At 66.8% G+C, this 20,604-nt stretch carries 19 protein-coding genes; 8 read left to right on the top strand and 11 right to left on the bottom strand.

Annotated features, from left to right (window positions below):
* Positions 1 to 10: 10 nt before the first annotated feature.
* Entirely contained in the window at positions 11 to 2,527 is a 2,517-nt protein-coding gene (locus BST28156_RS02990) for a penicillin-binding protein 1A (RefSeq protein ID WP_174901445.1), read from the bottom strand.
* Between the two features lie 454 nt (positions 2,528 to 2,981).
* On the opposite strand from BST28156_RS02990, the gene BST28156_RS02995 reads away from it, so the two are divergent.
* From BST28156_RS02995 to BST28156_RS03010, 4 genes are all read left to right on the top strand, one after another.
* On the top strand, positions 2,982 to 3,662 hold the full coding sequence (locus BST28156_RS02995; RefSeq protein ID WP_009689956.1) for a PspA/IM30 family protein: 681 nt from the start codon (positions 2,982 to 2,984) through the stop codon (positions 3,660 to 3,662).
* A gap of 88 nt (positions 3,663 to 3,750) precedes the next feature.
* Positions 3,751 to 4,905 (top strand): tetratricopeptide repeat protein, encoded by a 1,155-nt coding sequence (locus BST28156_RS03000; protein ID WP_174901446.1) that lies wholly within the window; start codon positions 3,751 to 3,753, stop codon positions 4,903 to 4,905.
* Between the two features lie 240 nt (positions 4,906 to 5,145).
* Complete coding sequence (gene mscL, locus BST28156_RS03005) at positions 5,146 to 5,586, top strand: large conductance mechanosensitive channel protein MscL (protein WP_009689958.1); 441 nt, start codon at positions 5,146 to 5,148, stop codon at positions 5,584 to 5,586.
* Between the two features lie 327 nt (positions 5,587 to 5,913).
* Positions 5,914 to 6,360 (top strand): hypothetical protein, encoded by a 447-nt coding sequence (locus BST28156_RS03010; protein WP_027784713.1) that lies wholly within the window; start codon positions 5,914 to 5,916, stop codon positions 6,358 to 6,360.
* Between the two features lie 102 nt (positions 6,361 to 6,462).
* Here BST28156_RS03010 and BST28156_RS03015 read toward each other — a convergent pair whose 3' ends face one another.
* Positions 6,463 to 7,356 (bottom strand): NAD(P)-dependent oxidoreductase, encoded by an 894-nt coding sequence (locus tag BST28156_RS03015; protein ID WP_174901447.1) that lies wholly within the window; start codon positions 7,354 to 7,356, stop codon positions 6,463 to 6,465.
* Positions 7,357 to 7,491: 135 nt separating this feature from the next.
* Between BST28156_RS03015 and BST28156_RS03020 the strand changes: the two genes are divergently transcribed.
* A complete protein-coding gene (locus BST28156_RS03020) occupies positions 7,492 to 7,701 on the top strand; it encodes a dodecin (RefSeq protein WP_059512805.1) in 210 nt (69 codons plus the stop codon).
* A gap of 224 nt (positions 7,702 to 7,925) precedes the next feature.
* On the top strand, positions 7,926 to 8,855 hold the full coding sequence (locus tag BST28156_RS03025) for a LysR substrate-binding domain-containing protein (RefSeq protein WP_174901448.1): 930 nt from the start codon (positions 7,926 to 7,928) through the stop codon (positions 8,853 to 8,855).
* Positions 8,856 to 8,932: 77 nt separating this feature from the next.
* Here the strand turns inward: BST28156_RS03025 and BST28156_RS03030 are convergent, their stop codons facing one another.
* The gene (locus tag BST28156_RS03030; protein WP_174901449.1) at positions 8,933 to 10,315 is read right to left on the bottom strand and encodes an 8-oxoguanine deaminase; all 1,383 of its coding nucleotides are present in this window, start codon (positions 10,313 to 10,315) and stop codon (positions 8,933 to 8,935) included.
* A gap of 510 nt (positions 10,316 to 10,825) precedes the next feature.
* Here BST28156_RS03030 and uraH point away from each other — a divergent pair.
* Entirely contained in the window at positions 10,826 to 11,179 is a 354-nt protein-coding gene (gene uraH, locus BST28156_RS03035) for a hydroxyisourate hydrolase (RefSeq protein ID WP_060240099.1), read from the top strand.
* A gap of 53 nt (positions 11,180 to 11,232) precedes the next feature.
* The gene (locus BST28156_RS03040; RefSeq protein WP_174901450.1) at positions 11,233 to 12,426 is read left to right on the top strand and encodes a urate hydroxylase PuuD; all 1,194 of its coding nucleotides are present in this window, start codon (positions 11,233 to 11,235) and stop codon (positions 12,424 to 12,426) included.
* Positions 12,427 to 12,934: 508 nt separating this feature from the next.
* Here the strand turns inward: BST28156_RS03040 and BST28156_RS03045 are convergent.
* The 8 genes from BST28156_RS03045 to ldcA form a co-directional block, all read right to left on the bottom strand.
* Positions 12,935 to 13,447: an ureidoglycolate lyase gene (locus BST28156_RS03045; RefSeq protein ID WP_009694807.1), complete on the bottom strand. Its 513-nt coding sequence runs from the start codon at positions 13,445 to 13,447 to the stop codon at positions 12,935 to 12,937.
* Positions 13,444 to 14,457, bottom strand: coding sequence for an allantoicase (gene alc / locus BST28156_RS03050; RefSeq protein ID WP_059512809.1), 1,014 nt, complete (start codon positions 14,455 to 14,457; stop codon positions 13,444 to 13,446). The genes BST28156_RS03045 and alc overlap by 4 nt, the downstream gene beginning before the upstream one ends.
* Before the next feature lie 66 nt (positions 14,458 to 14,523).
* Positions 14,524 to 15,045: a 2-oxo-4-hydroxy-4-carboxy-5-ureidoimidazoline decarboxylase gene (gene uraD / locus BST28156_RS03055; protein WP_174901451.1), complete on the bottom strand. Its 522-nt coding sequence runs from the start codon at positions 15,043 to 15,045 to the stop codon at positions 14,524 to 14,526.
* Entirely contained in the window at positions 15,042 to 15,995 is a 954-nt protein-coding gene (gene puuE / locus BST28156_RS03060) for an allantoinase PuuE (RefSeq protein ID WP_009694811.1), read from the bottom strand. Before puuE ends, uraD begins: the two co-directional genes overlap by 4 nt.
* Before the next feature lie 148 nt (positions 15,996 to 16,143).
* Entirely contained in the window at positions 16,144 to 16,965 is an 822-nt protein-coding gene (locus tag BST28156_RS03065) for an aspartate/glutamate racemase family protein (protein ID WP_060240092.1), read from the bottom strand.
* Between the two features lie 10 nt (positions 16,966 to 16,975).
* Complete coding sequence (locus BST28156_RS03070; protein ID WP_174901452.1) at positions 16,976 to 18,460, bottom strand: NCS1 family nucleobase:cation symporter-1; 1,485 nt, start codon at positions 18,458 to 18,460, stop codon at positions 16,976 to 16,978.
* Positions 18,461 to 18,609: 149 nt separating this feature from the next.
* Positions 18,610 to 19,314: a GntR family transcriptional regulator gene (locus BST28156_RS03075; RefSeq protein ID WP_060240089.1), complete on the bottom strand. Its 705-nt coding sequence runs from the start codon at positions 19,312 to 19,314 to the stop codon at positions 18,610 to 18,612.
* A 315-nt stretch (positions 19,315 to 19,629) separates the two neighbouring features.
* Positions 19,630 to 20,568: a muramoyltetrapeptide carboxypeptidase gene (gene ldcA / locus BST28156_RS03080; RefSeq protein WP_174901453.1), complete on the bottom strand. Its 939-nt coding sequence runs from the start codon at positions 20,566 to 20,568 to the stop codon at positions 19,630 to 19,632.
* Positions 20,569 to 20,604 lie beyond the last annotated feature (36 nt).

Genomic DNA, 20,604 nt, shown 5'->3' on the forward strand with positions numbered 1-20,604 from the left:
AGCGTACCGCCTACTTGCTCTCGAACATGTCCATGATCTGCTGCTTCTCCTGCGGCGTGACCGGCGGCGGCGTGAGCCCTTCCGCACCGGCCGAGCCGAGCGCGTCGTTCGCGCTGATCGCGTTCGCCGCCGGGTTGATGTCGACGCTCGCGACAAACCCGTTGCCCGGCGTGCGATCCGCGTAATACAGTTCGCCGTCGATCGACGTCAGCCCGTCCGGCATCGGCATCTGCTGCTCAGGCACGCCGTTGAGCGCGGTGCGCATGTAGTTCACCCAGATCGGCAGCGCGAGCTGCGCGCCGAATTCGCGGCTGCCGAGGCTCTTCGGCTGGTCGAAGCCCATCCACGCGACCGCGACGAGCGACTGCTGGTAGCCGGCAAACCAGCCGTCCTTCGCATCGTTCGTCGTACCGGTCTTGCCCTGCAGGTCGCCGCGGCCCAGCACGTTGGTGCCCGCGCCCGTGCCGGCCGTCGCGACCGTATGCAGCAGGCTGTTCATCACGTACGCGTTGCGCCCTTCGATCGTGCGCGGCGCCGTGCTGCCCGCGATCGCCGGCTGCGATTTCTGCAGCGGCTGGCCGCGCGCGTCGTCGACTTCGGCGATCAGGTACGGATCGACCTTGTAGCCGCCGTTCGCGAACACCGCATAGCCGGTCGCGAGCTGCAGCGGCGTCACGAGCCCCGCGCCGAGCGCCATCGGCAGGTACGGCGGCGTCTTCTTCGGATCGAAGCCGAAGCGCTGCGTCACGTATTCCTGCGCGTACTGCGTGCCGATCGATGCGAGGATCCGGATCGACACGAGGTTCTTCGAACGCTGCAGGCCGGTACGCATCGTCATCGGGCCGTCCGGCTGATCGTCGTCCTTCGGCTCCCACGCGGTGCCGCCCGGCACGCTCGGCGGGAAGTACAGCGGCGCGTCGTTGATGATCGTCGCCGGCCCGAGGCCCTTGTCGAGCGATGCCGAGTAGATGAACGGCTTGAACGACGAGCCCGGCTGCCGCCACGCCTGCGTCACGTGGTTGAACTTGCTCTTGTTGAAGTCGAAGCCGCCGACCAGCGAGCGGATCGCGCCGTCCTGCGGCGCGATCGCGACGAGCGCGCCTTCGACCTGCGGCAGCTGCACGATCTGCCAGCCCGTCTTGCCGTCCTTCAGCACACGCACGATCGAGCCCGGCTTGATGCGCAGCGTATCGTTCGCACGCGCGCTGAGCGCGGCCGACACGAAACGCAGGCCGGCCGGGCCGATCGTCGTCGTCGCGCCGCCGACGAACTGCACCTCGACCGCGCTGGGCGCCGCCGACAGCACGACCGCCGACTGCAGGTCGCCGTTGTCCGGGTGATCGGCGAGCGCGTCGTCGATCGCCTCGTCGCGGTCGTCGCCGGCCGCCGGCAGCTTGATCGCGCCTTCCGGCCCGCGATAGCCGTGTCGGCGCTCGTAGTCGAGAATCCCGCGGCGCACGGCCTGATACGCGGCTTCCTGATCGGCCGAGTTGATCGTCGTCGTCACGGTCAGCCCGCGCGTATAGGTCTCGTCCTTGTACTGCTGGTACATCATCTGCCGCACCATCTCGGCGACGTATTCGCCGTGCACCGCGTACTGGTTGCCGGGCGTGCGCACGTGAATCTCTTCCTTCACGGCCTCGTCGTACTGCGGCTGCGTGATGTAGCCGATCTCGAGCATCCGCTTCAGGATGTATTCCTGGCGCACCTTCGCGCGCTTCGGATTGACGACCGGGTTATACGCGGACGGCGCCTTCGGCAGCCCCGCGAGCATCGCGGCTTCCGCGAGCGTGATGTCCTTCAGGTCCTTGCCGAAATACACGCGCGCGGCGGCCGCGAAACCGTACGAACGCTGGCCGAGATAGATCTGGTTCATGTACAGCTCGAGAATCTGGTCCTTCGTCAGGGCCTTCTCGATCTTGTACGCGAGCAGCATCTCGTAGATCTTGCGCGTGTAGGTCTTCTCGCTCGACAGGAAGAAGTTGCGCGCGACCTGCATCGTGATCGTGCTCGCGCCCTGGCGCGCGCCGCCGTGCATCAGGTCGGCCACGCCCGCGCGCAGGATGCCGACGAAATCGACGCCGCCGTGTTCGTAGAAGCGGTAGTCCTCGATCGCGAGCACCGCCTTCTTCATCACGTCGGGAATGTCCTGGAAGCGCACGAGGCTGCGGCGCTCCTCGCCGAACTCGCCGATCAGCACGTGATCGGCGGTAAACACGCGCAGCGGCACCTTCGGCTGATAGTTGGTCAGCGCGTCGAGCGACGGCAGCTGCGGCGCCATCACGACGAGCGCGTAGCCGACGATCAGCGCGCCGACGATCGCGAGCGTCGCGAACAGGCCGACGAACCACAGCGCGACGCGCGAGCCGAACGAGCGGCGCCCGCGGCCCCCGCCGTCGCTGCGCGGCGCGCGGCGCTGGTCGCCGTCGTCGTCATCGGAGTAATAGGCTCCCGACGGCGAACGGCGCAGCGTGTAGTGGGGTTCGGTCCGGTCGGGCGGAGAAGACGGTCGTTTGATAATTGGCATGTCGGAATGGCGGGCGTACGTGGCGCCCTCGGACGCATGCGGAAATGCAAGCGGATGAATCAGAGTGGGTGCTTCGTGGCTACTGTCACGTCGACAGACCCCGCCGTGCGACGATCCGTTCCCGCGACGTGACAGCGCATTTTAATGAAATCGATCGGGCGCCTTCGCGATTTTTTGTAAAAATTCCCGCACATCGGTAATGAACGCCCCGTATTGGCGGCATCCTCGACCTATCATGGACACGCGATCCCGCAGCGGCGCGCGCCTTTCTTTCAGTTGCGAAAGCTTGCGCGCCGTCGTTGTGCGAATCGCTGCAACGACCGCTTGAACTCGCGCGTTTAAGCCGTATTTAAGTGAACCGGTGGTGTAATATCCGCCGGCTCATGCGGGTCCGAACCGGCTCGCAGCGAGCGATGCCGCGGTCACGCGGCGCCTTTCAACCACGGAGGATTTCATGTCGCTTTTCGACTCTATTTCGCGCACGATCAAGGGCCTGCTCAACGATGCGGCCGATTCGGTACAGGATCCGTCGCGCGACGCACGGCAGATCGTGCGGGAGCTCGACGACAGCATCGGCCGTGCCGAGAATTCGCTGATCGAGATCGAGGCACAGGTCGCGACCCAGCGCAGCAAGCGCGATGCGGCCGACGACAAGGTGAAGAAGTACGAGGACGGCGCGAAACGTGCGCTGCAATCCGGCGACGAAGCGCTCGCGCGCGAGGCGCTGGCCGCGCAGGCGAACGCCGAAGCCGAGCGCGACGCGCTCGCGGCCGAACTGACGACGCTCGAGCCGTCGGTCGACAAGCTGAAGGGGCAGATCGCCGACATGCGCCAGCGCCGCAACGACCTGAACTCGCGTTCGAACATCCTGCAGGCCAAGCAGGAAATCGCGCAGGCGAAGGACGTCGCGGCAAGCGCGCTCGGCGGCATCGGCGGCAAGAACCTGTCCGAGGATTTCCAGAAGCTCGAGGACAAGGTCGCGCTGCAGAACGCGCGCTCGGACGCACGCCTGAATTCGGCCGACACGTCGAGCGGCAAGGCGCTGGACGACAAGCTCGCCGCGCTGAACAAGGGCCCATCGGTCGAGGACCGCCTCGCCGCACTGAAGAAGCAGCTCGATACGCCGGCGCAGTAACCGCTGTGACGGAACCGCGCCGCGGCCCGCCCCGGGCGCGCGGCGCGAACCGATCGTCAGGAGACGGGCGCCCGCGCCCGGTTCGACCATGAAGAAATCCCTCGCCGCTCTCGGCCTCTCGTTGATGCTGCTGTCGTCCGCCGCATTTGCGGTCCCGTCGCTGCAGCAGGTCGAGCAATCGATCGCGCAACGCAACTGGCAGCAAGCCGACACGCAGTTGTCGCAAGTCATCGACGCCCATCCGAACAACGCGCATGCGCGCTACCTGTACGCGCAGGTGCTGGACCGCGAAGGCCGTGCGTCCGACGCGCTCGCGCAGCTGCAGCGCGCGAAGTCGCTCGATCCGCAACTGCGCTTCACCGATGCGGCGCGCTTCGCGCAGACCGAAGCGCGCATTCGCTCGGACGCCGCACGCACCATCGGCAACGCGCCGTCGGCCACGCAGGCCGGCTCGCTGCAATCGTCGCTCGCGCCGGCCGTACCGGCCGAAAAACACGGGCCGTCCACCGGCATGTGGATCGGTCTCGGCCTGATCGTCGCGATCGTCGCGCTGGTGCTGCGCTGGACCTTGCGTCGCGCGCGCTCGGCCGGCGACAGCCGCGCCGACGACGAACGCCGCGCGCAACTGAAGCGCGCGACCGACGTGCTGAACGACATCCGTCCGCTGAAGCTCGATGCGAAGCTGTCGACCTTGCCCGGCGCCGCCGCGCTCACCGGCGAAATCGAAGGCATCGAAACCGATGCGCGCGCGCTCGTCGAATCGCTGTCGAACGGCAAGGATCCGGTGCCGCCGTACCGCATCGACGAGCTCGAGCAGCGCCACGCCAGCGTAAAGGCGCGCGTCGAAGGTCGCCCCGACCCGAGCGCGCAAGCCACGGCGCCGGCGAACGGCAGCGGCTCGGTCTACGCGCAGGAAGCCGATCGCGTGACCGGCGCGCAGGGCCAGCCGTATCCGCCGCAACCCTACCCGCCCCAGCAGCCGCCCGTCGTAATCCAGCAAGGCGGCGGCTTCGGCAGCGGGATGGGCGGGCTGCTGACCGGCGTGCTGCTCGGCGAGGCGATGTCGGGCGGCCGGGAGCGCATGGTCGAGCGCGACGTGATCGTCGACGACGAGCGCCGCCGCCAGAACAACGACCCGGGCTTCGACGTCGGCCGTGGCGACGATTCGAACTGGAGCGACGGCAACGGTGGCGGCGTCGATCTCGGCAGCAACGACGACGGCTGGACCGACGACAACACCTGAGCCCCTCATCGACCGGGGCGCCCGCTCGATGCGCGGCGCCTCGCAGCACCCGTGGCAGCCCCCGCTTCACCGGCCGCGCGAACGTCTCACTTTGTCAATCATTTCAAGATGGACTACCGACAATGGGGCGCGTTCGCTATCATGCGGCCATCGGCGTGCCACCGACCCCTTATATCGACGCTTCGCAGCCCTGCGCGTCGCGGCACGCTTCCCCTCGCCCCCAACAGGAGAAAGCCGCTCATGAGCATAATCAAGGAATTCAAGGAGTTCGCCGTCAAGGGCAACGTGATGGATCTCGCCGTCGGCGTGATCATCGGCGGCGCGTTCTCGAAGATCGTCGACTCGGTCGTGAAGGACCTCATCATGCCGGTGATCGGCGTGCTGACGGGCGGTCTGGATTTCTCGAACAAATTCGTTCTGCTCGGCACCATCCCCCCGACGTTCAAGGGAAATCCCGATTCGTACAAGGACCTGCAGGCTGCCGGTGTCGCAACGTTCGGCTACGGCTCGTTCATCACCGTGCTGATCAATTTCATCATCCTGGCGTTCATCATTTTCCTGATGGTGAAATTCATCAACAAGCTGCGCAAGCCGGCCGAAGCCGAAGCGGCCGCACCGGCCCCGACGCCGGAGGACATCGTGCTGCTGCGCGAGATCCGCGACTCGCTGAAGCAGCGCTGAGCGCCGCCCGCCCCGTGCGCCAGGCCCGCCACCGTGCGGGCCTTTTTCATGCGCGCGCCGCCGCGAGCGGGCTATCGCACTTTTTTGTGACGCGCGAATGCACGCGCGCGAAAAGCAGGTCTATGATGGAGACTAAATGACAGTACAGGCGCCAAGACGCTGGCTGTGTCGATCGTAGGGAGCGGGTCGACGGGAGACATCGATCGTCGCACCGCACGAGCGCAGCATTTTCGTGTGCTATAAAGGATCGACATGCGGCGTACATAGCCGGGAGTGGGTCGCATGAAAGTGCCGCATTTCTTGCAATTGTTTTTGAGGCGAGTGTTTATGTCCTTCCCGAAAAAACGTCGACGTGCGCAACAGGATGGCCAGGAGTCGTTTCTTGCGGTATTGCGCCATTCGAAACCGTTTGCCCAGCTCGACACCAAGATTGCCCGCGCCCGCGCACAGGACGAACCGGTCCTCTACGCGCACGTGCTGCCCGGGCTCGACGTGCTCCTGTGCAGCGTGCGCGGCGCCCAGCCGCCCTATCCGGCGATCGCCGAACTGCGCAAGCGCTGCATCGAGTCGATCGCCAATGCGCTCGAGCAGCCGCTCGACGGCCTCGAGAACGGCGGGTACTGGTACGAAGCGAACGGCTTCGGCTTCCTCGTGTTCGCAAGCCGCGCCCGCGCGCGCATCCTGCCCGAATTTGGTGCAGGCACGAAAGCGAGCCTGCGCGGCGGGCTCGGCCGGCAAAACGCCGGCGACACGACACCACGCTCTCTCGGCTGAACCGCCACCGATTCGATGGGCCGCCTTCGCGCGGCCCATCGGCCATTCACGCGCGCCGTTATGCCGTCGCGCGGCCGGCCCGAGCCGGCCGGCGCCCGCGTGTCACTGCGCGTGTCCGCGTCCGTTGCCGGGCCGCACGATATCGATGAACGCCGCGAAATCGGCACCCGCCAACCCCTGCGCGGCACCGAGCCGCAATACCTGCTGCACGGTGGACGACACCGGCATCACCGCGCCCGTGTCGCGCGCGGCATCGGCGATCGCATCGACATCCTTCTGAAACGTGCTGAGCGCGCCGATCGGCGGATGCCCGCCCGAGGTCATGCGCGGCACGAAGGTCTGCAGCAGCACCGAATCGGCCCAGCCGCCGGCGAGCGCCTCGGCCAGACGCGCGGCGTCGATGCCGCTCGCCTGCGCCAGGCCCACGGCCTCGGCGATCGCGGTGACCGTCGCGGTGACGATCGCCTGATTGCACAGCTTCGCGGTCTGCCCCGCGCCCGCGTCGCCCATGTGCGTGATGCGCGACGCATACGTGTCGATCAGCGGCCGCACCGCGTCGAGATCGGCCGCGCGACCGCCCGCCATCACGGCTAGCGTGCCGGCCTGCGCGCCCGGCACGCCACCCGACACCGGCGCGTCGACCCAGCCGACGCCGAGTTCGGCCGCGCGCGCCGCGTAGTCGCGCGTCGCGGCGGGCGGGATGCTCGAATGATCGACGATGCGCCGCAGCCGGCGCGCCGCCGCGTCGCCCGCGAGCAGGCCGTCGGCGCCGAATGCGACGTCGCCGACCGCACGTCCGTCGAGCACGCATACGAATACCGTATCGACGCGCTCCGCCAGTTCGCGCGGCGTATCGACCACCTGCGCGCCATCGGCCTCGAGCGCTTCCGCTTTCGCGCGCGTGCGATTCCATACGCTCACGCGATGCCCGGCCGCCAGCAAATGCCGAATCATCGGCGTGCCCATCAATCCCGGTCCGCAAAATCCGACTTCCACGATGCTCCTCGTCTCCAATTGGGGTTGCACTTGCCGCCCATCATACCTATCACTCAAGAAGCCGGGCACGCGCGGCGGCGCTTCGGGACCGCGGCTTGCGTCGGTCACACACCTCGACACGCCAGGGAGTGCATCATGAGCGACCACGTATACAAGCTGATCGAACTGACCGGTTCGTCGCAGCAATCGAGCGACGACGCCATCCGCAACGCGATCTCGAAGGCCGGCAAGACGCTGCACAATCTGCACTGGTTCCAGGTCACCGAGACGCGCGGCCACATCGAAGGCGACCAGGTCGTCCACTGGCAGGTCACGCTGAAGGTCGGCATGCGCCTCGACGACTGACGCGCGCACGCGACGTCACCTGGCGTCACGCACCGCCGCAAGCCGGCTGCGCGCCCGCCGCGCCACCGCGCGTTCCTGCCTCACCCCGCCCCGTTCCGGTCGCGCCGCGGCCCGACCGGCGGCGGTCTGCGGGTATCCATCTCTTGACGCTGACTTTCGTTCATATTAAAAACGATATACCCCATACCCCTCTCGATCAGCCCAGGCATATAAACGGAGATAACATGAGTCAGCAACGCGAGGCGATCGACACGTACCTCTTGCGCGTCTTGCACACCTTGTTGATGGAGCGCAGCGTCACGCGCGCAGCCGTCAAACTGAACCAGTCGCAGCCGGCGATCAGCGCCGCGCTGCGCCGCCTGCGCGACATCACCGGCGACCCGCTGCTGGTGCGCGGCAAGTCCGGCATGGTGCCGACCGAATACGGGCTGCGCCTGCTCGAGCCCGTGCAAAACGCACTGCGTGAAATCGAGCGCATCAAGTTCCAGCAGCACAATTTCGACCCGGCCACGTCGATCCGCTGCTACCGGATCGGCTGCCCCGACTACCTGAACGTGCTGTTCGTGCCGACCGTCGTCGAACGCTTCCGCCAGACCGCGCCGAACGCGACGCTCGAGTTCCATTCGCTCGGCCCCGCGTTCGACTACGAGCTCGCGCTGGAAGACGGCAAGCTCGACATCGTCGTCGGCAACTGGCCGGAGCCGCCCGAGCAGCTTCACCTGTCGAACCTGTTCGTCGACGAGATCGTGTGCCTGATGAGCAACACGCACCCGTTCGCGAAGCGCGGCGGGCTCACGCTCGACCAGTACCTGAACGCGCCGCATCTCGCGCCGACGCCGTACTCGGTCGGCCAGCGCGGCGCGATCGACGTGCATCTCGCGCGCGAGCGGCTCAAGCGTCACGTGGTCGTCACGCTGCCGTACTTCAACCTCGCGCCGTACGTGCTCGTGAAGTCCGACCTGATCTTCACGACGACGCGGCTGTTCGCCGACCACTACGCGAAGTTCCTGCCGCTGTCGGTCGTGCCGGCGCCGCTCGACTTCCCGCCGATGCAGTACTACCAGCTGTGGCACGAGCGCTGCCACTACTCCGACGAAGTGCGCTGGCTGCGCGGCCTCGTCGCCGAGGCCACCCGCACGCTGATCGAACCGTAACGGCCAGCGCTGCACACCGCTGCGGCATACGGCGGCAGTGGCAGCGCCGCCGCAAGCGCCGAAGCCACCGCCCCGCGTCAGCGCGATGCTTCGACCAGCGCCTGCGCGAGCGCGTTGTGACGCTCGATGACGGGCGGCAGGTCGAGCGTCGCCAGGCGCCCCTCCCGCACCACCACCTTCCCGTTCACCACCGTGTAGGCCGTCTGCGACGGCGCGCAGAACACGAGCGCCGCAACCGGATCGTGCAACGCGCCCGCGAACAGCGGCTGGCGCAGGTCGAACGCGGCGAAGTCGGCGGCCATGCCCGGCTTCAGCGCGCCGATATCGTCGCGGTTCAGCACCTTCGCGCCGCCGAGCGTCGCGATCTCCAGCGCTTCGCGCGCGGTCATCGCGTCGGGGCCGAAGCCGACCCGCTGCAGCAGCAGCGCCTGGCGCACTTCGGCGACCATCTGCGCACCGTCGTTCGACGCGGAGCCGTCGACGCCGAGCCCGACCGGCACGCCCGCGAGCCGCATCTTCTTCACCGGCGCGATGCCCGACGCAAGCCGCATGTTCGAGCACGGACAGTGCGCGACGCCGGTGCCGGTGCGCGCGAACAGGCCGATGCCCGCATCGTCGAGCTGCACGCAGTGCGCATGCCAGACGTCGTGGCCGACCCAGCCGAGATCCTCCGCGTATTCGGCGGGCGTCATCCCGAACTTCTCGCGGCTGTACGCGATGTCGTTGACGTTCTCCGCGAGGTGCGTGTGCAGCGACACGCCGTACTCGCGCGCGAGCACGGCGGCGTCGCGCATCAGTCCGCGGCTCACCGAGAACGGCGAGCACGGCGCGACCACCACGCGCAGCATCGCGTAGCGTCCTTCGTCGTGATAGGTCTCGATCAGGCGCTGCGCGTCGCGCAGGATGTCCGGCTCGCGCTCGACGACCGAGTCGGGCGGCAAGCCGCCGTCGCGCTGGCCGACGCTCATCGCGCCGCGGCTCGCATGAAAACGCATGCCGATCCGCTGCGCGGCGCCGATGCTGTCGTCGAGCCGGCTGCCGTTCGGATAGATGTACAGGTGATCGCTCGACGTCGTGCAGCCCGACTGCAGCAGCTCGGCCATCGCGGTGAGCGTCGACACCTCGATCATCTCGGGCGTCAGGTGCGCCCAGATCCGGTACAGGTTCGTGAGCCAGCCGAACAGCTCGGCGTTCTGCGCAGCCGGCACCGCGCGCGTCAGGCTCTGGTACATGTGATGGTGCGTGTTCACGAGCCCCGGGATCACCAGGTGCCCGCGCAGGTCGAGCACTTCGTCCGCGGTGTCGGGCAGCTCGGCGGTCGGCCCGACCGCGACGATCCGGTTGTCTTCGATGTACAGCCCCGCGTCGCGCAGTTCGCGGCGCGTGTCGTCCATGGTCACGAGCACATCGACGTGCTTGACCAGCAAGGTTTTCGGGCGGGATGGGGATTCGATGCTCATGCGTTCTCCGCGTCGGTCTGTCCCCAGGCGCGGGTCCTGGAGACGGTCACACAGCCGTTCGAACGCTGATTCGCGGCACGCCCCGGTGCCTGCGTCCGTTCGAACGCCCTGGCCCGGTTACCCGGCGTGCTCGCCGTCTTCGGGGTACGCGGCGGCCACGGGCCGACGCGCACGGCGGCAGGATCGCCCAAGCGCGCGCCGCGCACAATGCGCACACCCGAATACCGCGCTTCACGGATCCGATATGGTACGCCGCGCACCGGCCCGGCGGGTGGCCTGCGGCGCGTCGCGGGCGGCTTCCGGCACGGCGTCGACAGCCGCTCATGCGCGGCGCATTATCTTTGATATCGCGCCCGTATTTGCGCGGGGAACCTTTTTACAATGCCTGCACGGCGCTCGCTTCAACTTCGCCGACGGGTATGTAGCCACGTGACGTGGAGCCTCGATCCGCCGCACAGTCATTGGATCGAGTCGCCGCCGAACCTCGCATTCACACAAGGAAAACTGCGAATGGGAAAGCTCACTACCCACGTACTCGATACGGCGAACGGTCGTCCCGGCGCCGCACTCAAGGTGGACCTCTACGCGCTGGACGGCGAATCGCGCCGCGCGATCAAGACCGTGCTGACCAATAGCGACGGCCGCTGCGACGAACCGCTGCTCGAAGGCGCCGCGCTCGCCGCCGGCGAATACGAACTCGTGTTCCATGCCGGCGACTACTTCGCGTCGCTCGGCGTGAAGGTGCCCGAACCCCGTTTCGTCGACCGCGTCGTGCTGCGCTTCGGCATCGCCGATCCGGACGCGCACTATCACGTGCCGCTGCTCGTCTCGCCGTGGGCGTACAGCACCTATCGCGGCAGCTGACATACGTATCGGCTGCCCGCATCAAGACAACGATCTGAGTCTGGAGGAGTTTCATGGAAGGCTTCATCACCGACTGGCTGAACCTCGCGCTGCGATGGCTGCACGTCATCGTCGCCATTGCGTGGATCGGCGAGTCCTTCTATTTCGTCGCGCTCGACAACAGCCTGAAACCGCCTACCGACGCGAACCAGCGCAAGCGCGGCGTGTTCGGCGAACTGTGGCACGTCCACGGCGGCGGTTTCTACAACATGCAGAAGTACACGGTCGCCCCGCCGGAAATGCCGGATGACCTGCACTGGTCGAAGTGGCCGTCGTACACGACCTGGCTGTCGGGCTTCTCGCTGTTCTTCGTGCTGTACCTGCTCGCACCGAATACCTACCTGATCGACAAGAGCGTGCTCGACATGGGCCCGGTGGTCGCCGTCGCATCCGCGCTCGGCTTCCTGATGGCTGGCTGGATCGTCTACGACTCGCTGTGCCGCATCCTCGGCACCAACGATCGCGTGCTCGGCATCTGCGTCGGCATCTACGTGGTCGCCGCCGCGTACCTGGCATGCCACATCTTCGCCGGCCGCGCCGCCTACCTGATCGTCGGCGCGATGCTCGCGACGATCATGTCGGCGAACGTGTTCTTCGTGATCATCCCCGGCCAGCGCAAGATGGTCGACAAAATGCTCAAGGGCGAGGAACCGAACCCGATCTACGGCAAGCGCGGCAAGCAACGCTCGGTGCACAACACGTATTTCACGCTGCCGGTCGTGTTCGCAATGCTGTCGAACCACTATGCGATGACGTACACGAACAAATTCAACTGGATCGTGCTCGTGCTGATCATGCTGGCCGGCGCGCTGATCCGTCAGTTCTTCGTGATGCGTCACCGCGGCAAGCAGCTGTGGTACCTGCCGATCGGTGGCGTCGCGCTGCTGTCGGGCGCGCTGGTCTGGACCATGCCGAAGCCGATCGCGCCGGAAGCGCAGGCGGCCAACGCACCGAAGGTCGTGATCAACGACATCATGCCGATCCTGCAGCAGCGCTGCGTCGAATGTCACTCGGCCAAGCCGACGCTGATGGGCAGCGCGCCCGCCGGCGTGATGTTCGACACGCCGGACGAAGTGTCGAAGAATGCGCAGCGCATCTACGAACAAGCCGTGCGACTGAAGGCAATGCCGATCGGCAACGTCACGCACATGACCGACGACGAGCGCACGAAGCTCGCCGCATGGTTCGAGGGCGGCGCGACGAAGTAACGCTGCCGCGTGCCGGTGCGCCGGCGCCACCCTCTCCGTTCGCGGGCCCGGAAACGGGCCCGTTTTTTTTGCTTGTCGGGAAGGCGCGGGAATATGCGCGATGATCGCGCGATCGATCGCGAAGGCGATGCGGGTTGGCAGTCGTGCGATGCGCCGGGTGGAGGTGCGATTCACGAGGTGCGAAGCAACACGAGCCGGCGACGACGAGCGGCCAATACCTCATCGACGCCGATCGTCAGGTTCTCCCCGTTGCGAAGACTCGCGATCGCTTCGGATAGCGACACATTGGTGCCGGCCGAAACGATACGACCACACGAGCGCCCGAATGCAGTTCCGGGAATATCTTACGCAGTGCGATCTCAAGATCGGTTTGTCGGAAAGACGCGCCCGCGATCCTGCTTCGATACATAACGGCTGCGCGCCGACCTCGCCACGCGACCGCCTCCGGCATAAAAAAACCCGCGCAAACTGCGCGGGTTTCGGCAAACCGATGCGTGACGCCGGCGACTCAGGCCGTCAACGCATGCAGTGCTTCGTCGGTGAGCCACAGCGACGTCTGCAGATCCTGCTCGTTCAGGTTCAGCCCGTCGCCGCCGCGGTCGACGACGATGAAGTCGCTGACCTCGCCGAGCGCGATCAGCGGGTGATGCCACACGCCCTTCGCATAGTTGACGCCCTGCCAGCCGCTCGTCACGAACGCGCGGATCTTCGTCTCGTCGAGATCGCCCGCAGGCGCGACGACGACGAGATACGGCCTGTCGTTCAGCGGCACGAACGCCTGGCTGCCGAGCGGGTGGCGCTCAAGCATCTTCACTTCGAACGGCAGCGTGCGCGGCTGGCCGCGGAACAGGTTGACGAGCGTGCGCCCGCCTGCCTCTTCGACATCGACCTTCGCGAGGTCGTGAAAGCGGATCGTCGTGCCGAGGTTGATCGGGATCTGCTTCGCGCCTTCGGTTTCGATCACGTCGCCGAACGGCGCGAACGCTTCCTTGGTCAGCGGTTCGATAACGAGCGTTTTCATTTGTCGAGCGTCCCCCACAGGCGCAGGCGCGACACGCCGCCGTCCGGAATGATGTTCAGGCGCACGTGCGTGACCGGGCCGAGCGACGCGATTTCCTGTTCGAAGTAATGCTGCTTGTCCATCTGCAGCTTCTGCTCGCCGAGCAGCACGGGCCAGAACATCGACTGCGTGATCAGCGAGCTGTCGGTGCCGCCCGACACATACGCGGCCTGGATCGAGCAGCGGTCCGGGTAGTTGCCCTTGAAGAACGCCGTATCGACTTCGATCTTGCGGATCACGCCCGGCTGCGCGAGCGCGATGATCGCCCAGTCGTTGCCCGGCTCGCGGCGGCGGCGGGTTTCCCAGCCGTCGCCCATGTTCACGCCGCGGCCCGGCAGCAGCAGGTTCGACGCGACGCCGAAGTGCTGGTTGTTCGCCGCCACCACGTAACCGCCGTTCTCCATCGCCGCGAGATCGAACTGCTCGGTCGCGCTCGCGCCGGCCCAGTCGAGCTGCGGCTGGCCGTACACGCGCAGGCGCGCGATGCCGCCGTCCGGATAGATGTTCACGCGCAGGTGCGTGAACGCGCGCGCGTCGCTCGCCGCGACGTAGTGATGGCTGTTGCCCTGCAGCGTCGTCGACGGCACGATCTCGACCCACTCGGTCGAATGCGTCGGCGCGCCGTCGGGCACGTATGCGGCCTCGATCGACGCGGCCGGCGGGAAGTTGCCGGTGAAGTGGCTCGTATCGATGTCGAAGCCCTTGATCACGCCCGGGCGCGCGAGCTTGACGATGCACCAGTCATAGCCGGTCGTGCGCTTGCGGCGCGTTTCCCAGCCGTCCATCCACTTGCCGTGGTCGTCGTACTTGCCGGGGATGAAGACGGCCGGCTCGGGGTTCAGCATCCGCTCCTTCGGCGCGAAGAAATCGTCGCTGGCCTCGAGCGCCTGTGCACCGAGACGCGGGTCGGCGAGATTCACATAGCGCCGCGTGAAATCGGGTGCGTCGGGATCGAGAAGCGGAAGAGCCATGATGTTTCCTTGTCAGTATTGCGAAAAGGCCGCCGCAATGCGGCGGCCCGTATTACGTACGGCGTGTCAGGCGTCGATCAGGTCGTCGAGCCGGAAGCGCGCGATCCGGTAGATCTGGTCGAGGCTCGCGCGCAGTTCCTCGTCGCGCGAATGATTCACGCGCGACTCGAAGTTCGCGATGATGCCGTGCCGGTCGTAGCCGCGCACCGCGAGGATGAACGGGAAGCCGAACTTCTCGCGGTACGTGCGATTCAACGTCAGCAGCTTGTCGAATTCTTCCTGCGTGCACTGGTCGAGGCCCGCGCCGCTCTGCTCACGCGTCGACTCGGCCGTCAGCTCGCCGCGCACGGCGGCCTTGCCGGCCAGCTCCGGGTGGGCGTTGATCAGCGCGAGCTGGCGCGCCTCGCCGGCCGCTTCGACCGCGCCGGACATCGTCTTGTGCAACGCGCCGATGCTCGCGAACGGCCGCTCGCCCGCGGCGAGCTCGGCCACCCACGGCGAATGTTCGAAAATCCCCGACAGCGCCGCGACGAATGCGCTCGGCGCCATCGTGTTCAGTTGTTCCAACGTGTAACGCATCGCCTTCATGCTTTCCCTTCGTTTCGATGATTGGGCTGATACGGATGATGTTCACGCCAGTGACGTGCGATATCGACACGGCGCGTCACCCATACGCGATCGTGCTTCTCGATGTGATCGAGGAAACGCTGCAGCCCGCGGAAACGTCCCGGCCGGCCGAGCAGGCGGCAGTGCATGCCGATCGACAGCATCTTCGGCGCCTCGTCGCCTTCCGCGTACAGCACGTCGAACGCGTCGCGCAGGTAGTCGAAGAAGTGATCGCCGGTATTGAAGCCCTGCGGCGTCGCAAAGCGCATGTCGTTGGTGTCGAGCGTGTACGGGACGATCAGCTGCGGCGTGGTGCCGCCGCCCGTCACGCCGACGTCCATCCAGAACGGCAGGTCGTCGCCGTAGTTGTCGGAGTCGTACAGGAAGCCGCCGTATTCGGCGACCAGGCGGTGCGTATTGGGGCTGTCGCGACCGGTATACCAGCCGAGCGGGCGCACGCCCGTCACGCGCTCGATCGCTTCCATCCCGAGCCGCATGTGCTCGGCCTCGAGCTCGGGCGCCATGCTCTGATAGTGGATCCAGCGCCAGCCGTGACACGCGATTTCATGGCCGAGCTCGACGAATGCGCGCGCAAGCTCCGGATGCCGCTCGATCGCCATGCCGACGCCGAACACCGTCAGCGGCAGCCCGCGCTTCTCGAATTCGCGCAGGATGCGCCACACGCCGGCGCGCGAACCATATTCGTAGATCGACTCCATGCTCATGTGGCGGTCCGGATACGCGGCCGCGCCGACGATCTCGGACAGGAACTGCTCGGAGCCCGGATCGCCGTGCAGCACGCAGTTCTCGCCGCCCTCCTCGTAGTTCAGCACGAACTGCACGGCGACACGGGCGCGCCCCGGCCAGTTCGCCTGCACGGGATGGCGGCCGTAGCCGATCAGGTCGCGAGGGTAGTTGGAATCGTATGACATGGTTCGATGTGCAACGAAAGCTTGCTGAAATAATGGGTTCGCATCGCCCCGCGCAACGCCGGAAGCCGGCTGCGCGGGCCGATGCGACGACGGCCCAGTGTAGCGAAAACGCCCATACGCGCCCATACAGCGGCGCAGATAGTGCGTGTCAGACGACGTGTATGTGCGCTTGCGGCAAATCCGGGACCGGTTCCGCTGCGGCCGTTGCGCCTGGCGCGTCGGCGGGCGCCGCGTCGGCCGGCGGGCTGAAGCGTGCGAACTCGCCGTCGTAGCGCTTGGGCAGCGGCCGCGCGTAGTCGCCGCGCTTCGCGGTCGCCAGGCGCAGCGCGACGAGCGCCTCGGCCCACTTGACGGCCGCCGTGACGCCCTCGACCACCGGCGCGCCGATCTGCTGCTCGATCTCGCGCGCGAACTCGGCCATGCCGGCGCAGCCGAGCACGATCGCGTCCGCGCCGTCCTCGTCGAGCGCGCGCCGGCATTCGTCGACGATGATCCGCCTTGCGGCCGAGCCCGGCCGATCGAGTTCGAGCACCGCGACGTCGGTCGCGCGCACGTTACGGCAGAAGCGCTTCATCCCGTAGCGCTCCGCGAGATGCCATGCCATCCCGCAGGTGCGCGCCAGCGTCGTGACCACCGAGAAGCCCGGTGCGAGCACGCTCGCGGCGTGCATCGCGGCCTCGGCGATCCCGATCACCGGCCCGCGCGCGAGTTCGCGCGCCGCGTACAGGCCCGGATCGCCGAAACACGCGATCACGTATGCATCGAAGCCGTCGCGCTCGCCCTGCGCGATCTCGGCGAGCAGCCCGGGCGTCGCGAGCGCCTCGTCGTAATACCCTTCGATCGACGGCGGCCCCATCGGCGGGCTCACGGCCGACACCGTCGTGCCGGCGGCCGCGACCTCGCGCGCGCAGCGGCCCATCGCGTCGGTCATCCGCTGCGTTGTATTCGGATTGATCAGCTTGATCTTCATCGCGCGCTCCTCAGGCCTTTGCGTTCGCGAACAGCCGGTAGAACCCGAAGCCGAGCGCCGCACCGATGAACCACGAGAAGTTCGCGACGCCCTGCCAGCCCGGCATCATCACGCAGACGATCGCGATCAGCGCGGCCGGCAGCAGCGCGGCGAGCGCGCGGCGATTGACGCCGCCCGTGTACCAGTACGCGCCCTGCTCGGACATCGTGTACAGGTCGTCGCGCACGAGCCGGCCGCGCTTGACGAGGTAGAAATCGGCGAGCAGCACGCCGTACAGCGGGCCGATGAACGCGCCGAGCACGTCGAGCGTGTAATGGATCACCGCCGGGTTGTTGAACAGGTTCCACGGCGTGATGAAGATCGATGCGACGGCCGCGAGCATCCCGCCCGCGCGCCAGCTGATCAGCCGCGGCGCGACGTTCGAGAAGTCGAACGCAGGCGACACGAAGTTCGCGACGATGTTGATGCCGATGGTCGCGATCGTGAACGTCAGCGCGCCGAGGATCACCGCGGTCGGATGGTCGATGCGGCCGACCGTCTCGACCGGATCGGTGATCAGCTCGCCGAACACCGGCAGCGTCGCGGCCGTCGTGATCACCGTGACCAGCGAGAACGCGAGGAAGTTGACCGGCAGCCCCCAGAAGTTGCCGCGCTTCACGTCGCCGAACGTGCGGCAGTAGCGCGAGAAATCGCCGAAATTCAGCATCGGCCCGGAGAAATACGACACGACCAGCGACACGGCCGTGATCATCACCGGAATCACCTCCGCGCCGTGATAGCGGACGCCGCCGAGATTGATGCCGATGTTGCGCCAACCCGCGCGCCACACCATGTAGCCGGCCAGGATGAACATCACGACGTAGACGGCCGGGCCGGCGAAGTCGATGAACTTCTTGATCGTCTCCATCCCGTTCCAGAACACGAACGCCTGCAGCACCCACAACAGCATGAAGCCGGCCCAGCCGATCGCGGAAAGCCCGAGGAACCCGTAGCGATGCACATCCGCGTAAGGCATCCATTGCGGGAAGAATTTCAGCACGACGATCACGAGCGCGCTCGACGCGAGATAGGTCTGGATCCCGTACCACGCGATCGCGATCAGCCCGCGGATCACGGCCGGCACGTTTGCGCCGAGCACGCCGAAGGTCGCGCGGCACGCGACCGGGTACGGCACGCCGATCTGCTGGCTCGGCCGCGCGATCAGGTTGCACAGCAGGTTCACGATGCCGATCCCGACGATCAACGCGATCAGCACCTGCCAGCTCGTCAGCCCGAGCGCAAACAGGCTGCCCGCAAACACGTAGCCGCCGACGCTGTGCACGTCCGACATCCAGAACGCAAAGATGTTGTACGCACCCCATGTCTGATTTTTAAGGGGTGCCAAATCTTCGTTATACAGACGTTCGCTGTAACCGCCCGGCAGCGTCGGGCCGTCGCCCTCGCCGCCTTCCTCCGCCGGATAGGCGCTGTCGTGCGCCACACTGAACTGAGCCATGACTTCTCCTTGACCGCGGCCGGACAGCCGCTCCACCGTCATCGACATCGCTCCGGATCGTCGTCCGGAGTCGGACCAGCGGCCCGCGGCATGCGCCGCGCGCCTGCATACGCTCGTTCCGTGGCGCGCGGCCGTATTCGCGTCGCCGCTCAGGCGCCGCCGAACACTTCGCGCAGATCGACCTGCCCTTGTGCGGGCCGGTCCAGCATCTTCAGTTCGACATGCTGCAGATGGTGCGCCATCAGCGTCACCGCCCGCTTCGCATCGGCCGCCTCCAGCGCGGCAAGAATCTCCGCGTGGTCGTCGCACGAGCACGGGCTGCGCCCGTGCGATTCGTACAGCGCCGACATCAGCGTCGAGCGCGCGACGAGCCCTTCGAGGCACTCGCTGAGCGCCGCATTGCCCATCAGCTCGGCGAGCGCCGTATGGAACTCGCCCGACAGGCGAATCCACGCGGAGAAATCGCGCCGCTCGAACGCGCCGCGCTCCTTGTCGAGCAGCGCCGCCACGCCCTTCAGCCGCTTCGCGCCGGGCCCCGTCGCCAGCCGCTCCATCACCGCGAGCTCGATGATCCGGCGCATCTCGAACACCTCATGCACGTCCTGCAGCGTCGGGCTCGCGACGAATGCGCCGCGGTTCGGCTCGAGATCGACCAGCTTGTCGGTCGCGAGCAGCGCGAGCGCCTGCCGGATCGTCCCGCGCTTCACGCCGAATACGTCGCAGAGCTGCGCCTCCGTCAGCTTCGCGCCGGGCGCGAGCCGATGCTCGAGGATCGCGGTGCGGATCCGCTCGGCGATCGCTTCGGGGCCGGGCGCGCCGGACGGACGGGAATCGGACTCGTTCATGATCTGCATCGTGTAATGGTCCTCATCGTAGAACGGACATAATGATTGTCAACAATTTCTTCGCCTAACTGCGCACAATCCGCGGGCATCGCCCTGCTCCGTCGCGGTGCGTCATGCGCGAAATCCATGCGCGACAAGCCTGTCTGGCCTGACAGAACGCCATCTCGTCGTATACCCTCCCGGCCGTTTTGTTGACAAAAATGGTGCAGGCATTGGCGATGGACCACGTTTCGCCGACGAAAATTTCTGACCGTTAGTTGCATAGCCGCTTAAAGAAAAAGGCAGGATCCGACGATCCCGCCTTTCGGTTGCGCGTGTCCGACCTCAGCCCAGATGCGGATAATCCGACAGCGTCAGCCGGAAGCCGTGCGCATTCGCGACCAGCTGCGCCTGCGCGCCGAACGGCAGCGTCAGCAGGTCCGGCACATGGCCGAACTGCAGCCCCGTGACGACCGGAATGCCGATCACCGCGCGCACCTGCTCGATCATCGCCTGCATGTCGTAGCCGTTGTCGTACTCGAACGTCCGCGCGCCGGTGAACTGGCCGAGCACCAGCGCCTGCTGGCGTGCAAGCAGCCCCGACAGGTGAAGCTGATAGATCATCCGTTCGATGCGGAACGGCTGTTCGTTGACGTCCTCGATGAACAGGATCCCGCCTTCGATAGCGGGCATGTACGGCGTGCCGACCAGCGACGCGAGGATCGCGAGATTGCCGCCCCACAGCGTGCCCGTCACGTTGACGGTCTGCACCTGCGGCGCTTCGGCGACGATCGTCGTGGTCGGCTGCGACAGCGTCCGCCAGAAGTGCTGCATCGTGAAGTCGCTCGGCGTTTCCGCGCCGAAATCGGCGGACAGCATCGGGCCGCCGAAGGTCTTGATGCGCGCCTTCGCGTACAGCGCAAGCTGGATCGCCGTGAAATCGCTGTGACCGACGAGCGCGATCGGCTGGTCGCGCAGCCGGCTTTCGAGCCCGCGATAGTCGAGGCCGTGCAGGATGCGCGCGGCGCCGTAGCCGCCGCGCACCGCGAGCGCGATGTCCGGCAGCGGGCGGGCGGGATCGGCGAGACGGTTCAGGTCCCCCGCCCGCTCGCCGTCGGTGCCGCCGAAGCGCTGAAAGCGGCGCTGCGTCGCCTCGAGGTTCTCGATGCGATGCTGCGCGCTGCTCAGGCGTTCGAGCGCGCGATTGATCGCGTCAGGGTCGTGCGGATAGCCGGAGGGCGCCAGCAGGCGAATGGTATAGGACGCGGCGGGCTGGAAGGACATGGCGGGAGGTGTCGGGATCGTCAAACCTGTTTAGAG

Origin of the sequence: Burkholderia pseudomultivorans, assembly GCF_902499075.1 — a bacterium.
Lineage (GTDB): Bacteria > Pseudomonadota > Gammaproteobacteria > Burkholderiales > Burkholderiaceae > Burkholderia > Burkholderia pseudomultivorans.

Excerpts from the sequence above, each read along its gene's own strand:
- BST28156_RS02990 (WP_174901445.1), bottom strand. The coding sequence starts at position 2,527 with ATGCCAATTATCAAACGACCGTCTTCTCCGCCCGACCGGACCGAACCC.
- BST28156_RS02995 (WP_009689956.1), top strand. The coding sequence starts at position 2,982 with ATGTCGCTTTTCGACTCTATTTCGCGCACGATCAAGGGCCTGCTCAAC.
- BST28156_RS03000 (WP_174901446.1), top strand. The coding sequence starts at position 3,751 with ATGAAGAAATCCCTCGCCGCTCTCGGCCTCTCGTTGATGCTGCTGTCG.
- mscL (WP_009689958.1), top strand. The coding sequence starts at position 5,146 with ATGAGCATAATCAAGGAATTCAAGGAGTTCGCCGTCAAGGGCAACGTG.
- BST28156_RS03010 (WP_027784713.1), top strand. The coding sequence starts at position 5,914 with ATGTCCTTCCCGAAAAAACGTCGACGTGCGCAACAGGATGGCCAGGAG.
- BST28156_RS03020 (WP_059512805.1), top strand. The coding sequence starts at position 7,492 with ATGAGCGACCACGTATACAAGCTGATCGAACTGACCGGTTCGTCGCAG.
- BST28156_RS03025 (WP_174901448.1), top strand. The coding sequence starts at position 7,926 with ATGAGTCAGCAACGCGAGGCGATCGACACGTACCTCTTGCGCGTCTTG.
- BST28156_RS03030 (WP_174901449.1), bottom strand. The coding sequence starts at position 10,315 with ATGAGCATCGAATCCCCATCCCGCCCGAAAACCTTGCTGGTCAAGCAC.
- uraH (WP_060240099.1), top strand. The coding sequence starts at position 10,826 with ATGGGAAAGCTCACTACCCACGTACTCGATACGGCGAACGGTCGTCCC.
- BST28156_RS03040 (WP_174901450.1), top strand. The coding sequence starts at position 11,233 with ATGGAAGGCTTCATCACCGACTGGCTGAACCTCGCGCTGCGATGGCTG.
- BST28156_RS03045 (WP_009694807.1), bottom strand. The coding sequence starts at position 13,447 with ATGAAAACGCTCGTTATCGAACCGCTGACCAAGGAAGCGTTCGCGCCG.
- alc (WP_059512809.1), bottom strand. The coding sequence starts at position 14,457 with ATGGCTCTTCCGCTTCTCGATCCCGACGCACCCGATTTCACGCGGCGC.
- uraD (WP_174901451.1), bottom strand. The coding sequence starts at position 15,045 with ATGAAGGCGATGCGTTACACGTTGGAACAACTGAACACGATGGCGCCG.
- puuE (WP_009694811.1), bottom strand. The coding sequence starts at position 15,995 with ATGTCATACGATTCCAACTACCCTCGCGACCTGATCGGCTACGGCCGC.
- BST28156_RS03065 (WP_060240092.1), bottom strand. The coding sequence starts at position 16,965 with ATGAAGATCAAGCTGATCAATCCGAATACAACGCAGCGGATGACCGAC.
- BST28156_RS03070 (WP_174901452.1), bottom strand. The coding sequence starts at position 18,460 with ATGGCTCAGTTCAGTGTGGCGCACGACAGCGCCTATCCGGCGGAGGAA.
- BST28156_RS03075 (WP_060240089.1), bottom strand. The coding sequence starts at position 19,314 with ATGCAGATCATGAACGAGTCCGATTCCCGTCCGTCCGGCGCGCCCGGC.
- ldcA (WP_174901453.1), bottom strand. The coding sequence starts at position 20,568 with ATGTCCTTCCAGCCCGCCGCGTCCTATACCATTCGCCTGCTGGCGCCC.